Raw genomic sequence first — 15,096 nt, 5'->3', positions numbered from 1 at the left:
GAATAGACCAGTAGCGTTATGTCGAAAAACTTAGAGCAAGCCAAGCGACTATTTTCGGCAGGAGAATCTATGCAAGTCGAACGCTTTGCCGCACACTTTTCTGATGAATGTCTGTACAAATTCGCCAATAACTCAGCCGCACATACGCCACAGGAAATCATCGACGACTCCAAAGAATTTTTAAAGCGTGTTTCATCTGTAGAGCACAATATCGTCAATCATCACGAATCCGGAGGCCGACTATACCTTCAGATGGAAATCAGCTACACATGTGCCAATGGAGCACAACACACGCTGCCATGCTGCGATGCACTGGAATTCGATGAAAACGGCAAAGTTAAAGAGCTCAGAATTTTTATGGACATCAGTCCTGTCTACAACGAGCCACTTCCATCAGACAGACAAGACGACACAGGCTCAGGCATCAGCCATGAAGATATCAGAAAAAAAGTAGCTGAAATGTATTCAGCACTCAAAAAAGAAGATTGGAAACTGTTTGAAAGTTTCTTTGGCGAGGATGTGGTTTACAAGGTTGGTGCCAACGATCCAGTCGTCGGGCCAGGCAAAATATCAAAAACACTTCAATACATCTACAAAATACTGAAATTAACGACTCATAATCAGCGCGGTCTCTGGAAAGCAGACGACGATACCGTGATCATCGAAATGGACGCCAATTACGTCAATAAATTAACAGAAAAATTCGTCCAGGTCCCATGCACAGATATTTACCGTTTTGAAAACGGAAAAATTGTCGAATGGCGAGTATATCCAGACGCCTCACAAACAGGTTTCACCAGTTGGTTTAACAAATAAATAGCTGCTGAAGAGATGACTTCAGCAGCAATACTGAATTAATTGCTAATTATTTAGCCTTCCAGCTTATTCGTCAACATCAGAGAACCGATATCATCACGAATCTGATTGAGAGCTCCCAATTCGGCAACCAACTGGGCGACAGATGATCCACGTTGACCAGCAAGCGTCATCTGGTGATCCCGAACAAACGTCGCTGCAAATCGCTCGGCACAAGGCTTGATCATGTCGATCATCAAAGCCCCGTCGGTGAGGGCTTGGGTGAATTCCTTGGAAGCAAAGAAACTCTCACGATCTAAACCATTCGCAAACGAAATCTCAAAAGCGGCGTGATAGTCCTTGCCATCTTTTTCAACGTGTTCGACACCTTGTGCGTCTGGGCGAGACAGATCAATCGCATCAAACAGGTGATAACGCAGTTGAACAACTTCAGGACGCTTAGAGATGGCATGAATTAAAGTTTCCCTAACATAATCTCTGAAGTCTTCAACGGAAACAGCATCCTCCTTACGCAGAAGAATGTGATAACGCATTTCAGACAACGGACCATTGGGATAGGGCTCTGACAAACGGCTTAAAACGGTGCGTGTATTTCCCATTGAGGTTGTGTAGCCAATGGCTTTGCTGAATATATTATGTTCGTCATCCATTAAAATTGCTGAGGCTGTAAACCAAGTAGCACGATCCTCAACCGTCGAAAATGTTAACTCAGCAATTCCAAGAAATTGGTCAGCTGGATCTGTATTGATCGTTATGTTCTTGATCTCAGGGAAAATGCCCCCGTCATAGGCAGACAAGTGATACTGCCAGTACTCCATCTGACCAGGAAGACGAGCACAAACAGGACCATGAACATCACGCCAGTAGTTGTCAAATTGCTCAAGAGAAATACCGTTGCGGATCCAGAGGGGAACATAAAAAACCACCTCCTCGCGAGCGTCAGCAAAGGCCATGATTAGAGAGCAACACATATCCATGATAAATGCGATGGAAAAAATTGAGCAATTGGGTCGTGCGCCAATACGTGCAATTCATGACAAAAGCACTGCAAAATAATAAAAACTCTCTAGATTTCAGAAGTTTCAAGATTCCATCGAAAATGAAACGAATAATTGCATTTCTATCAACCACACAGTTTTTAGGACTACTCGCCATACCACAGGGTTACGCCAACCAATCCCAGAACGGTTTTTTGGCCCAAACTTACTCCGATCCCTCAGAGCAAACGACCTTTGACTCTCTGGAATATGGAGATGAAACATTTCAAGAAACAAGTGATCAGCTTGCAGCGATCAGACGAGACTTCGATGGTCGCTCACAGCCATATACCTTGGATCAAGCAATCTCCTATGCCATCGCTAATAACCCCACAATTCAGGCGGCTTATCGTTCGGTTCAATCAAAACAGTGGAGTGCTATAAGTGATAAGCGCTTATGGTGGCCAACAGCATCCGGAGCAGGTCCATATGGAGACGTCAATATCGTTCCCACTTGGCCGACGATTGGTCAACGCTACACATCCTCTAAAGCTCGTGCATACACGACAGTTGAAACAACGGACGGCAAAACATACTTAGAAAAAACAAAAGCAAATGAGTACACCATTATCGATACTTTTGTTCCTGCAGTAGCTGGTCGATGGACATTTTTTGATATGCCCCGAGGAGCTGTTATCAACAGTTCAACTGAGGCTGCGAAAGCAGAAGAATTACTTTTTAATATGACCGTACGAGACACAGTACTCGCTGTCCAGGAAGGATACTTTGCCCTTTACAGTGAAATCAAATTTTTGGATGGGTTAGAACTCGATTATCGTGCAAACGTTGAGCAACTCTCCCAAGCACAAGCAAAATACAATGCAGATCCAACGTTGATCAACCAAAATGCTGTCCAACAGTCGAAAGCAACGTTATATGCTCAGCTAGAGCAACTCATCAGTATGCACGTCAAGCTGATTCGTGCTGGAGCAAACATGGCAAAGGCAATGGGTTTGCCGATTGGAACATTAATCAAACCATCTGATGATTTTCAGATGCGACCTCTGGGAAGTTGGGACATGGAACTAATGCCAACTATTGAACATGCTCTTGCTCATCGTGAAGAAATTCTGGCTGCTCAAACAATAGCGAAATCCCAGAGCTATCTGGCGACATCATTCAGTTATTCTTACCTTCCAAAGTTATCACTCTATGGCTACGTGGATTACAATTCCCAAAACGGGATATACGGTGCATCAGATGCTAAAAAGAATAATAAGACCTGGAGCTGGGGTCCAAGTGCAAACATTGGATTGATCTTTAGTTGGAATTTTGACGGGACAGTCAACGATGCAAAGTCTCGTAGTGCAAAGTATGCATCTAAACAGTCACTCGCCAAAGCGCAAGCTTCGAGAGATATGGTTGCCTCTCAAACGGCGACAGCATTCGCTGAATATACAACTGCCAAAATGAGTTTAGACACCTCCAAGGCAGCATTGATCAACGCAAAGAAGGCAAGAGATACCAGTAAAATTCTGTACCAACAAAATTTAATCGACGCTACAGCGTTCACAGCAGCAGCAAATGCTGTATCACTAGCGTCGGAGGCTTATACAAAATCAATTTTCGTATATAACAATTCTTTAGCAAAGCTTTATCGCTACACATCAATCTGGCCAGTTGGGGTTTCAAAGATGCTCGATGAAGCTGTCAAAACCCTAAAAGAAGGTTAATTCAAAGACCTTTGCGAGCATGTATTGATTCACTGACATACAGACGCCTGCACGGAGAGTTCGCATTGCTTCAGCCTGATTAGTATTGGTATGAATCAGTTTGAACATCATGGAGCTCTATTCTCCGGACACCAATGAATCTCCCTCAGCATTGGGGCATATGCTGCAGGGGATTCAGCATTTCGGGATGACCACTCCCGATTTAAAGAAGTCACTTACTTTTTACATTGACATTCTCGGAGGCCGACTGGCTGTTGGAGGAGACGGTTTCTATGGTTCAGAAATGCATAATCTACTGTTCCAATTGGATGAAATGAACAGCAAAGACGGTGAACACTCGCCTGAGTACTACGGAGTTCCTGATCTCCGCAGCGGTAAAGATAATCTGGACGTTCGTTTCATTCAATTCGGCAACACCAATCTGGAGCTACTTCATTTCCGCGGCGCAGAAGCGGAAGGTGGTCCATATGCACCCAACATCTTTAAATCAATTACGTCATGTGTTGGCTTTGGCAATGTTCCACACCTGTCATTTCACGTTAAATCAGACGTCGATATGACAGAATTCGCGAATAAGTTGGTTGAAGAATCTCATAAAAAAGGTTTAACAGAAGTGGCCATCAACCGTAAAATTGATGTTGAATCAAGAGATGACCTGGATAAAGCACCTGCCAGTTATGCAATGACTGAATTCCCGGGATCTTTTGAGGGCTGGGCGTTGATCTACGCCAAGGGGCCTAATGGCGAACAACTGGAATTCAATCAAGTAAGGTCTGTCTGTCGTGAAAACTTTATCAAGGCCATGGAGCAATACAACAAGCTGAACAAAACCGCACATACCTGGCCGCAAGGTTGATCACGGCGTTGATTCGCATCTTTTGATTAAGTCCACAAGACAAGCAACATAGGGGTGGGACATCTCCCACCTTTTTTTGGGCACTAGCAACAAAAAGCCCATAGTCAGAAGAGCGATAGAAACTCTTTAGACGGAACCTGATCGTTTCTGTTTTTTGGTGAGCAGAGGCAAACATATGGTCCAGATCAGTTGCCGTGAATACCTTAGAAGTAGTGCCTAAAACATTCAGGATGGCTCTCAAGGATTTCTACACCATTGGGCAATCCCTTTTCGACTCTTGGAGCCCAGGATATGGTGACGGTTATCTGAAAGTCTTACCTCATCCAGACGTAACGATCCCATACACCAGTGCCTGGCAGGAATGGCAAAAAGGACAGGCCGATTATAAAAACGGAAACTATACGTACGAAGACCCCAATGGATTGTATTACTCGTCCTGGGGACCAGAGAGCGACGTTGTTGAGCTTGAGCTCAACCTCTCTGCATTCAATGAACTGTTCATTCCTGGTTTAGGAAAGCTCATTGCGGATAACACAAGCAATGATTCCTCCTACGATGATAATTTTCAATTTTATAACGGCGGCACAGGAAGCTCTCAGGGGCCGTTAATCGTCGTTGATCCTGGTGACACGATTAAAGTACGACTCATCAATGACCTACCAGAAGATTCGGCATCAATCTACTTTGACGATACGAATCTGCATACCCACGGCCTTCACGTTTCTGCGCAAGGAAACAGCGACAACGTACTGGTAACCATTGATTCAGGCACCAGCTGGGATACAGAAATCAAAGTTCCTGATGATCACTTTGTAGGACCAGACTGGTATCACCCGCATCTTCACGGAGCCACAAATGTTCAGGTCTCAAAAGGCTTGGCTGGCCCTCTTCTCATTCAGCCCTCAACAGAAGAAACCGACGACTTAGATAATTTCAACCCGGTGACAGATCCAGTTTACTGGATGAGTTTGCAGACTTTTGGGCTCAACCAAGAGGAGCGTGCTGCATCTCCCACTGATCCTGTAAACCAAGATCCAGATGGAACCTCTTATCGCGTCGCTACCCCTGCGGAAGTAGTCAGCACCGATGCTGAAGGAAATGCAACATACAACGTGTCAGAAGCGGACTATATCGCTTACAACTACATGCCAAATAACTATGACCCGCAACTTGTAGCATCCAACCCCGTTGCCTTTGGCCCTTACTATGGATTTGGGATGAATGGCGCACCCATTGAAAACATTATCCATACTGTTAACGGCCAATACAATCCAACAATTGATGCCAAAGTTGGTGAATGGAACCTGTTTGGCTTCCTCAACTTCGCAGTCAATTCACATCATGTGATTCAGCTTGTTCGTGAGCATGAAGATGAATTAAGCCTCGAAGAATTCCAACTCGTCGCCGTCGACGGAGATGTTTCGGGCGCTGCGGAGGAAGGGCTTTCCGAACAAACTGAAACGCCCGCCATCGCACCCGGTGCGCGGATGACGTTGCAACATGCGTTCACCAAACCAGGCAAATATTACTTCCTCAGCAACGGCACCAATGAAATCTTGGGTGACCTCGCGCCCGAGATATCAAATACGGATTCCACATCAACTGTCAGCGAAGATGTTGGAGAATCGACATATTACGGCTTTAACGACGGTCACCTTGTCTGGGGACCTCAGGTGTTGGCAACGGTCAACGTTACAGGTGAAGAGATTGATGAGCGGCCCGCAGCACCAGAACCTTGGAATTACATCACAAAAGAGCAAGAAGAAATCGACGCTTGGATGACAACAACGACCAAAAAACTTGAGAAGGGAAAACTTAAAACACGCGAATTTGTCTGGGCAGCCATGCCTGATGAGTATTACATGTTTGGTGATAATGGAGTGGGCAGCTATCCGCCAAGTGATAACGATCCAGCTGATTTTGAAGGTGCTTACCGTATTAATGGACGATATTTCGGCCACACGCCCCAAGAACAAACTGTCGTGGCCATGCCGATGCTTGGGACCACAGAAGAATGGACCATTAACAATGAATCGTATGGGAAAGTAGGCCAATGGGGAGAATGGCACCCTTTCCACATCCACCAAAATGATTTCATCGTTACTGAGATCAACGGTTTAACGACAGACCAGATTACGGCGTATCCAAGCAATCAACTCGCTGACACTGTGTTGCTTGGAGGTGCTTATATCGATGGTACGCAAACTGCAGATAATCCCTATGGCCAAGCAGCAGCGTCTGATACCGAGAATGTTCAGCCATTTTCAACAAAAATCCGGATGCGCTTTGAGGATTTCCCGGGCGCCTACGTCAATCACTGTCACATCCTCTTTCATGAGGATGCCGGTATGATGCAAGCCGTGAAGGTTATCCTGAATACCGATTCAACTTTTATAGCGAGTGATCAAGCACGAAACAGCGTCAGCCTAAGACTTGGCAGCGATACACGACAGCAATACCAGCTAACTCCTTACGCAGACGAAGAAGATAACAAGAACATTAATGTCGCGATTGGAGATATTAACTATGGAAAGTTTTTTGGCAACGCTGCTTTAGACAATGACGTCAATTATCCCAGCGGAACCAAAGGATCTAGTGATAACATTACGGACATTGTTACGATCCAAAATTCAACAAGTGGTGATTACACCATTCGTGTGTTTGATGGAGATGCCGTAAAGCAGGCAGCTACGGGTCATTACAAGTTTGCCGGCTTTGCGCCAGTCGCTGAAGACGATATGACGAAGACGGTGATTAATGAAGAAGCAAACCTGTCACAACTCACATTAGAAAGTGATGTGTACTGGAAGAAGAAAACAGACAACCCTGATAATCACAAAGGGACCGGTGGGCCCGGTACATGGGGCATCAATACATTTAAAGGGACGACATATCTCGAAGATGTTTTCAACGATGATGGCAGCTACGCCGGCTGGAATGCCAACACAGATCCCAGTGAAATCACGGGCGCCGATGGCGAAACCATCCCAAGTAGCTATCCAGAAGGCAGCTTTGTCTTTGCAACAGAGGATGGTCAAGACTCTTTAATTACAAGCGAGTCGCATGGTGTTGATGATGTTGATTCTGACGGAGATGGTGAAGAGCTGTACACCGTGATTGATGGCACGGGGCGATTCGAAGGTGCGAAAGGCGAAGTTTTTGGCTCAGAAAGCTTCTACGGTGGCGCGGATATTACGTTCGCAACGAATCCTGAATCAACAATCCAAGCCGAACCACAACTCACCATTGACGGGACGGACGATGTTTACATCCTGAAGGACATTACTCCCTTCCAAGACATTGAGATCGCAAACGACAGTGAAACCTCCATTGCGGTTGGTGATATCGACGGTGACGGCTTTGCCGACGTTATCGCTGGAATCGGCGGTCCAATGATGAAGCCTGTGATCGAAATGTATAGCGGGGCTGACTATTCACTGATGGGACGTATTTATCCATTCCAAGGTAAAGGGAAAACCACGATCAACATCGCAGCCGGTGATATTAATAGCGACAATTTTGTTGACCTTATTGTCGGACAGGGTGATGGTGGCAGTGGATATGTGCATGGCTTTAGCGGACGAAGCATCTTTGAAGTCATCCAAAACGATCAAGGCGCGGACATTGGTGATAGCGCCGTCCAAGATGTGGATCGAATGGACGGCAAAGCGATGCATGCAGCAACGGAACTCTTTGAGGATGATTTTCAGCCATTTGGCGACTACAGCGGAAACGTTGACGTATCGTCTGGATACATTAATCCAAGACCTGAAAATCTGCAAACACAAGATGAAGTTGATAACCAAGTGATTCAATCCAGCTTTGCGAATCTCATCGCTGTAAAAACGGACGCAAACTCAACAAGGAAAGATCCAGCAATCAAAAGTTTTTACTACACCGGTGGCAGTGGCCATGAATCACATACAAGCAAAAGCATGTCCAGCATGAAATCAAGCGCTGATATCCCAACACTTGAATCAAGCCTCAATATCAACGAACAACTGAAAAGCATTAACGGCACGTTCTTTGATCATTCCTCTAAACCTGATGAACGAGGTAACGGGGGTTTAATGGGAGAGACAATCGATGGGCGGGATTTCATCTTCTACATCGACTCAGATACTTTCCAGAAAGGCACAAACCAGGTCTTTAGAGCACGTCGAACAACGCTCACTCACGGCGAGAGATTCAATGGATCAAACGACGATAATAATCTCGAAGGAACACCAGGGATTGATACGATCACTGGAGGCCAGGGCAATGATTCGTTAGAAGGAAAACAAGGCGGAGATGTTATCGGCGGAGGCAAGGGTGATGATATCCTTCGAGGAAATCAGGGTGAAGATCGGCTCAACGGAGGGGCAGGAGAGAACACCTTGGAAGGTGGGCGAGGTTATGATACTTTCGTGATTAAAAATAAAAAAGGAAACAATACAATTTCTGATCTGGATATTGAACAGGATATGATCGAAGTCCCTAACGACAAATACACCATCACAGCCCAAGGGGACGACAGCGTATTAACCCTAAAAAATGGAGCGACGAGCTTGATCGTCGACATTAATTCACAAGAATTGATCGATAGCGATGTCATTCAATCCATTTGATGGCAGCCGTCGGTCAGGGTATCAAAACAGTTCTCGGCCTCCCAAAACTCTCCATGTCAATCCAGTGCTATAGGGAAATTAAGGGACAGGTCTTCAACATTTATGGCGCCCTGATTGGCAACATCTGAACCAACTCCAAAAGACAGATTCAACTCAATCATTTTTCTGATCAGAAATGACGTCACTTGCGACTGCCCCCATCACGACGACGTTAGGTGGTTATCCACTGGAACCAACCGGCACTGCGTTGCGCCGCTGGTCTGGCTCCTCCCATCCGTTTGGAGCATCAGTGACGGAATCGGGGGTGAACTTTGCGCTCTACAGCGCAAACGCAACGGCAGTGACCCTCTTGCTGTTTAACAGCCCAGAAGATGCTGACCCGGTTCGAGTGATCGAACTCGATTCCCAGAAAAATCACAGTTTCAATATCTGGCATGTGTTCATTGAAGGCGCCCGCCATGGGATGGGTTATGCCTATCGCGTCGATGGCCCCCACGAACCATGGAATGGTCACCGCTTTGACCCCGAGAAGGTTCTGATTGACCCATACGCCAAGGCCAACAATCTCTCGCGGTGGAAACGAGGTGACGCCTGTTTCCCCGGAGACAACCTTCACACCAGCATGCGCAGCGTAATCATCGATATCGATGATTACGACTGGGAAGGTGATCGACCACTTCAGACTCCCATGGCGCAGTCTGTGATCTATGAAATGCATGTGGGTGGATTCACCAAAAGTCCAACCAGTGGAGTCAAAAACCCAGGAACATTTCTAGGCCTAATCGAAAAAATTCCTTATCTCAAGCAATTAGGCGTCACGGCTGTTGAACTACTGCCGCCTCTCTGCTTCGACCATACCGATGTGCTGCGTGAGCACGACGGTAAAAAACTGGTGAATTACTGGGGATACAGCACCGTTGGTTATTTTGCACCTCACCAGGCTTACTGCGTCTCCAACAACGATGGACAACACATCAAGGAATTCAGAGATATGGTCAAAGCCCTGCACAAAGCAGGGATTGAGGTAATTCTGGATGTGGTCTTCAACCACACTGATGAAGGGAATCATCAGGGGCCGACATTCTGTTTCAAGGGAATTGATAATTCAACCTACTACTACCTCACCGGAGTTGATGGATCGAGGGAGTTCTATTACGACTACACAGGCTGTGGTAACACCTTCAACTGCAATCATCCCGTCGGAGAAAAACTGATTCTGGACTCTCTTCGTTTCTGGGTGGAAGAGATGCATGTTGATGGCTTCCGTTTTGATGAAGGATCTGTACTCAGTCGAGGCGAGTCGGGTGCACCGATGGAACATCCGCCAGTGATCTGGGCCATTGAACTGGATGATGTGCTCGCAAAAAGCAAGGTTATTGCTGAGGCCTGGGATGCCGCAGGGCTTTATCAAATCGGCTATTTCCCTGGAGCTCGCTGGGCTGAGTGGAATGGCAAGTACCGCGACGCGATCCGCGGTTTCGTCAAAGGTGACCCCGGTCTGATCAGTGAAGTTGCATCAAGAATTACTGGAAGCTCCGATCTCTATCAATGGCACCGCGAAGAACCGGTGAACAGCATCAACTTCATCACAGCCCACGATGGTTTCACCCTCTATGACTTAACTGCCTACAACGAAAAGCACAATTGGGCCAACGGTGAAGGCAATAATGACGGAATCAACGATAATGTGAGCTGGAATTGCGGGGTTGAGGGAGAGACAGAAGACCAATGGATTAACGATCTACGTGCACGACAGGTTAAGAACTTCGCCACCATCATGATGATTTCCATGGGTGTGCCAATGATTGTCGCAGGCGATGAATTCAAGCGCAGCCAAGGAGGAAATAACAATACATATTGCCACGACAATGAGATCAATTGGTTCAATTGGGACAAAATAAACTCTCCAGATAGTCAGGAGATGATCCGCTTTTGGTCGAAACTGATTGAAAAGCGATTGAAGTTCAAAAACCATTTTAGTGGCCGTTACTTTGCTGGAAAAACTAACCGCTTTAACATCAGTGATATTCACTGGCATGGTCCAGTTGTGAATCAACCAGGATGGAATGATCCACAGGCTCGCTGCTTGGCCTTCACCTTGGGAGATACTGCAGATGATACGGACGGCACCAATAATATTCACGTGATGATGAACATGTACTGGGATGCCATCGACTTTGAGATCCCTCAGTTCGAAGGACTTAATTGGTACAGAACGATCGATACATCGTTGCGCTCTCCTGAAGACATCGTTGACTATGACCAGCAGGTCAAAATCAACGATGGGCGATACGTAGTAACAGGGCGAAGCATTGTGGTTCTTTTTTCTCGAGAAACCACATGACTTCATCCTGACACTCTAAATTTCTTTTCTCTGATATTTCTCCCACGCATCTCCACTTCCAATGACCACCTCCAATCAACTCAACTTTCCTTTCTCCGACCTAGTTGCAGGCTACATCCGCAGCGTTTCCTACCCGGAGATTTTCGACTGCAAGGGAATGGTCGAGCTGGAAACATCTGACGGTCGCATCTATTCAGTCAAGATTACTGACGCTTGTTACGCCGAAATCGTTCGCAACCTTGGCGAACCTTTCCAGGTTGCTCCTGACATAAAGCAGATACTCGTTGAGGATCGCTTCGTTCACGCCTACGGAATTTTTTATCCCGAGGAAAGCGGGCTGAAGTTTGAAGCCAAACACATGCTCCTGTTTGGTCAAACGAAGGATGATCTACGAATTGAGGAGCAGAACTGGTGGATTCATCAGATCCAGCAATTGTTGAACTTCTATCTGGAATCCCAATTCTCCGTGGAAGAAGGGGAAACCATCGACTTCAAGAACTTCCGCACCGACCTCAGCGCCGAAGGCGACAAACAGGATGGGGTTCAGAACCTGGATACCATCTCCCGCCTGATCTACGGCTTTGCCACGGCTTACATGATCACCGGTGATGAGCGTGCCCTGGAGGCGTCCATCAACGGGACAGAGTACATGCAACGCCATTTCCGTCATCAAAACAAATCCGAAGGGATCTGCTACTGGTACAGCCAAATTGACATCCAAAGTGATGGCTCACTGCGTAAGTACATGGGCTCCACGGCTGGGGGAGATGAAGGAGGTAATGCCATTCCCTGCTACGAGCAGATCTATGCACTGGCTGGTCCCACCCAGACCTATCGCCTGACAGGATCGCCAACCATCCGGACGGATATTGACGACACCATTTCCTTCCTGAACCGCTACTACAAGGACCATGGTCCATACGGCGGTTATTACTCTCACGTGGATCCGGTCACGTTCGACCCCAAGGCGGATTCACTGGGTGTGAACAAGGCCAAGAAGAACTGGAACTCCGTTGGCGACCACGCACCGGCTTATCTGATCAATCTCTACCTGGCGACGGGTGAGCAGGGCTACGCCACATTCCTTGAGGACACCTTCGACACCATCTGCGATCACTTCCCGGATTACGGCTACAGCCCGTTCATGAACGAGAAGTTCTTCGACGACTGGACCCATGATCTCAAGTGGGGCATCCACCAGGCCCGTTGCGTTGTGGGTCACAACCTCAAGGTGGCCTGGAACCTGACCCGGATGCAGAGCCTGATGCCGAAGGACAGCTACAAAACCTTCGCCCATCAGATTGCTGATGCTATTCCCCCTGCCGGTTGCGATAACCAGCGCGGTGGTTGGTACGACATGATGGAGCGGACGCTCAAAGATGGCGAAGAGCACTATCGCCGTGTTTGGCACGACCGCAAGGCCTGGTGGCAGCAGGAACAAGGAATCCTTGCGTATTACATCATGGCTGGCGTTTATGACGACAAGCCTGAATATCTGCGCTTCGCCCGAGAAGGCAGCGCCTTCTACAACGGCTGGTTCCTTGACTATGAGCAAGGCGGTGTTTACTTCAACGTTCTTGCCAACGGTCAGCCCTATTCACTCGGATCCGAGCGCGGTAAGGGAAGCCACTCCATGGCTGGTTATCACTCCTTCGAACTCTGTTTCCTGGCAGCGATCTACTCCAACCTGCTCGTGAACAAGATGCCGATGGACTTCTTCTTCAAGCCAGAGCCCCATGCTTGGCCGGACAACAAGCTGCGTGTCGCTCCAGACCTGCTGCCCCCTGGCAGCATCGAGCTTGCAGAAGTCTGGATTGACGACAAGAATTACACCGACTTTGATCGTGAAAAACTGATCGTCAACCTGCCTGAAACAGACAAAGCCGTGAGAGTTCGCGTGCGCATTGAACCAGCAGGGCTTGGATTCAGTGCCGGACTGACCAATTACGAAAACTCCATTGGCACCTTCACACTGGATGGTGATCTAACCAAGTGCAAACTTCCCTTCCTGAAGCGCGCCGTCGAACGCGTTCCCGGCATGAATGGGATGATCCTCGACATGTCCAATCTCAAGTCGGTTGATGACACCGGCTGGAATTACCTGTTGTTCACCAAGCAGCAGCGCGGTGCGAACTTCAGTCTGCAACTCAAGGGTTTGAACCCCGAGATCACGCAGGGGCTCAAGGATGCAGAGCTCGACGAAGAGTTTGCAGTGATTGGCTGATTGTCAGCAACCACTCAGGGGCAGCCACCTCCGGTGGTTGGCCCCTTTTTTTGCCGTACGACCATGACAGCAGCCGGCCAAGATCACAACCGTGCAGGCGTGGAGGCTGCCATGCGAGGAGATCTTGGCTCCGCAGAGCGGGCCTTTCGGCGAGCTCTTCAGGAGAACCCCAACAATCCTGGCGTCTTCCTGAATATCACCAGGCTTTTGCAGATGCAGAAGCGCGACCGAGAGCTGATCCAGCTGTTTGAAACAAGTTTTTCGAAACGCGATCCAGCGATTCTCCCTGATCCGTTGAAAAGCATGTTGGCTCAATCAGCCTTCCGGATCTCTGATTACCGCATGGTGATTCGATTGCTGAAGGATCTCGAAACCAGCCAATTGCAACGGCCCGACGTCTCGCTTCCTCTCAGCGAGGCCTACCTCCGGGCAGGGCAACTCTCGGATGCCAAAACACTGCTTCAGCAAGCGCTTCGTGCCAACCCCAATGACCCATCCCTGATCACAAATCTGGCCATTGTGCAGATGGAGCAGGGTGATTACGCAACAGCAGAAACGCTGTATCAACAGGTGATCCAACAACATCCCCAGCAATTTCTGGGTCACTACAATCTCGGGCGCTTTTTTCAAACCCTGGGGCGAGTTGATGAAGCACGCCAAGCCTTTCTTGTCTGCCAGCAACTTGTGCCCCACGCGCCAGAGGCAAAAAAGGCACTGCAAGAACTCGATGCCAGTTCCCAACATGGCGCGTCAGCAACCCTGAATCCTTTGGAGGCCTGCTATGCGGCGATCGAATCCCAACATTGGCAGCTCGCCTCTGATCGACTGAAGCAATATCGAAAAACGATTGATCACATTCGTTGGACGGCAGCCATCTGTGAATTGCCGTCAAAATGGCAAGCTGAATTTGGTGATCCAGCAGGCTTTAGCCCAACCCATTTGGTTCAAACATCACAACTTTTCGATCAGCATGATGTGGTGTTGAAAACCTTGGTCGAAGAGATCCGAACACTCGACAGCTTGGTTTGGAACCGGGCAGGGAAACCAACCCGAGACGGGTTTCAAACCCACGAAATGCTTGCCGGAGCTCAAACCGCGTGCGTACTGGCACTGAACAAAAGCTTGAAAATGGCTCTTGACGGCTATTTGTCAAAACAGCTGTCCTTTCCAATCCCGCTCGAACCGGATCCTGAATCGATCAGCGGCTGGGCTGTGATCCTGAAACAAGGGGGATATCAGAAACGCCATATCCACCCGGAAGCCAAGATCAGTGGTGTGCTTTATCTCTGCGTCGACAAGATCACATCATCGGATGACTCTCCTGATGGCAACCTGATGTTCTCAACACCATCTCCATTGAAGATCACGCCGAAGGCTGGCAGGGTTGTGTTGTTTCCGAGCTTTCTTCCCCACGAAACGATTCCTCAGACCAGTATATCTGAAGAACGCATCTGTATCGCTTTTAATTTTTCCTAGCATGCTATGACAAGGGGCCTTTATCTATGAGGCCCCTTGAATTCATATTTTTGTTGGTAATTT

Annotated in this window: 8 protein-coding genes; 7 read left to right on the top strand and 1 reads right to left on the bottom strand. The window is 47.8% G+C overall.

Annotation, left to right across the window (positions count from 1 at the left end; genetic code table 11):
• Nucleotides 1-18 precede the first annotated feature (18 nt).
• Nucleotides 19-816, top strand: coding sequence for a nuclear transport factor 2 family protein (locus KR100_RS14365; protein ID WP_051847306.1), 798 nt, complete (start codon nucleotides 19-21; stop codon nucleotides 814-816).
• A 53-nt stretch (nucleotides 817-869) separates the two neighbouring features.
• Here KR100_RS14365 and KR100_RS03865 read toward each other — a convergent pair whose 3' ends face one another.
• On the bottom strand, nucleotides 870-1,769 hold the full coding sequence (locus KR100_RS03865; RefSeq protein ID WP_081858857.1) for an EthD domain-containing protein: 900 nt from the start codon (nucleotides 1,767-1,769) through the stop codon (nucleotides 870-872).
• An 80-nt stretch (nucleotides 1,770-1,849) separates the two neighbouring features.
• Between KR100_RS03865 and KR100_RS03860 the strand changes: the two genes are divergently transcribed.
• From KR100_RS03860 to KR100_RS03835, 6 genes are all read left to right on the top strand, one after another.
• The gene (locus KR100_RS03860) at nucleotides 1,850-3,526 is read left to right on the top strand and encodes a TolC family protein (RefSeq protein ID WP_162176475.1); all 1,677 of its coding nucleotides are present in this window, start codon (nucleotides 1,850-1,852) and stop codon (nucleotides 3,524-3,526) included.
• Between the two features lie 109 nt (nucleotides 3,527-3,635).
• The gene (locus KR100_RS03855; protein ID WP_051847305.1) at nucleotides 3,636-4,382 is read left to right on the top strand and encodes a VOC family protein; all 747 of its coding nucleotides are present in this window, start codon (nucleotides 3,636-3,638) and stop codon (nucleotides 4,380-4,382) included.
• Between the two features lie 230 nt (nucleotides 4,383-4,612).
• A complete protein-coding gene (locus KR100_RS14360) occupies nucleotides 4,613-8,989 on the top strand; it encodes a multicopper oxidase domain-containing protein (RefSeq protein ID WP_162176474.1) in 4,377 nt (1,458 codons plus the stop codon).
• A 175-nt stretch (nucleotides 8,990-9,164) separates the two neighbouring features.
• The gene (glgX, locus tag KR100_RS03845) at nucleotides 9,165-11,333 is read left to right on the top strand and encodes a glycogen debranching protein GlgX (RefSeq protein WP_081858856.1); all 2,169 of its coding nucleotides are present in this window, start codon (nucleotides 9,165-9,167) and stop codon (nucleotides 11,331-11,333) included.
• A 61-nt stretch (nucleotides 11,334-11,394) separates the two neighbouring features.
• On the top strand, nucleotides 11,395-13,557 hold the full coding sequence (locus tag KR100_RS03840; RefSeq protein ID WP_038543335.1) for an AGE family epimerase/isomerase: 2,163 nt from the start codon (nucleotides 11,395-11,397) through the stop codon (nucleotides 13,555-13,557).
• A gap of 63 nt (nucleotides 13,558-13,620) precedes the next feature.
• The gene (locus KR100_RS03835) at nucleotides 13,621-15,033 is read left to right on the top strand and encodes a tetratricopeptide repeat protein (protein ID WP_038543333.1); all 1,413 of its coding nucleotides are present in this window, start codon (nucleotides 13,621-13,623) and stop codon (nucleotides 15,031-15,033) included.
• The last annotated feature ends 63 nt before the right edge of the window (nucleotides 15,034-15,096 follow it).

Origin of the sequence: Synechococcus sp. KORDI-100 (genome assembly GCF_000737535.1) — a bacterium.
Lineage (GTDB): Bacteria > Cyanobacteriota > Cyanobacteriia > PCC-6307 > Cyanobiaceae > Parasynechococcus.
This window is presented reverse-complemented; position numbering and strand designations above follow the sequence as displayed.

Coding starts and splice junctions, on each gene's coding strand:
- KR100_RS14365 (WP_051847306.1), top strand. CDS start 19: ATGTCGAAAAACTTAGAGCAAGCCAAGCGACTATTTTCGGCAGGAGAA.
- KR100_RS03865 (WP_081858857.1), bottom strand. CDS start 1,769: ATGGCCTTTGCTGACGCTCGCGAGGAGGTGGTTTTTTATGTTCCCCTC.
- KR100_RS03860 (WP_162176475.1), top strand. CDS start 1,850: ATGACAAAAGCACTGCAAAATAATAAAAACTCTCTAGATTTCAGAAGT.
- KR100_RS03855 (WP_051847305.1), top strand. CDS start 3,636: ATGGAGCTCTATTCTCCGGACACCAATGAATCTCCCTCAGCATTGGGG.
- KR100_RS14360 (WP_162176474.1), top strand. CDS start 4,613: ATGGCTCTCAAGGATTTCTACACCATTGGGCAATCCCTTTTCGACTCT.
- glgX (WP_081858856.1), top strand. CDS start 9,165: ATGACGTCACTTGCGACTGCCCCCATCACGACGACGTTAGGTGGTTAT.
- KR100_RS03840 (WP_038543335.1), top strand. CDS start 11,395: ATGACCACCTCCAATCAACTCAACTTTCCTTTCTCCGACCTAGTTGCA.
- KR100_RS03835 (WP_038543333.1), top strand. CDS start 13,621: ATGACAGCAGCCGGCCAAGATCACAACCGTGCAGGCGTGGAGGCTGCC.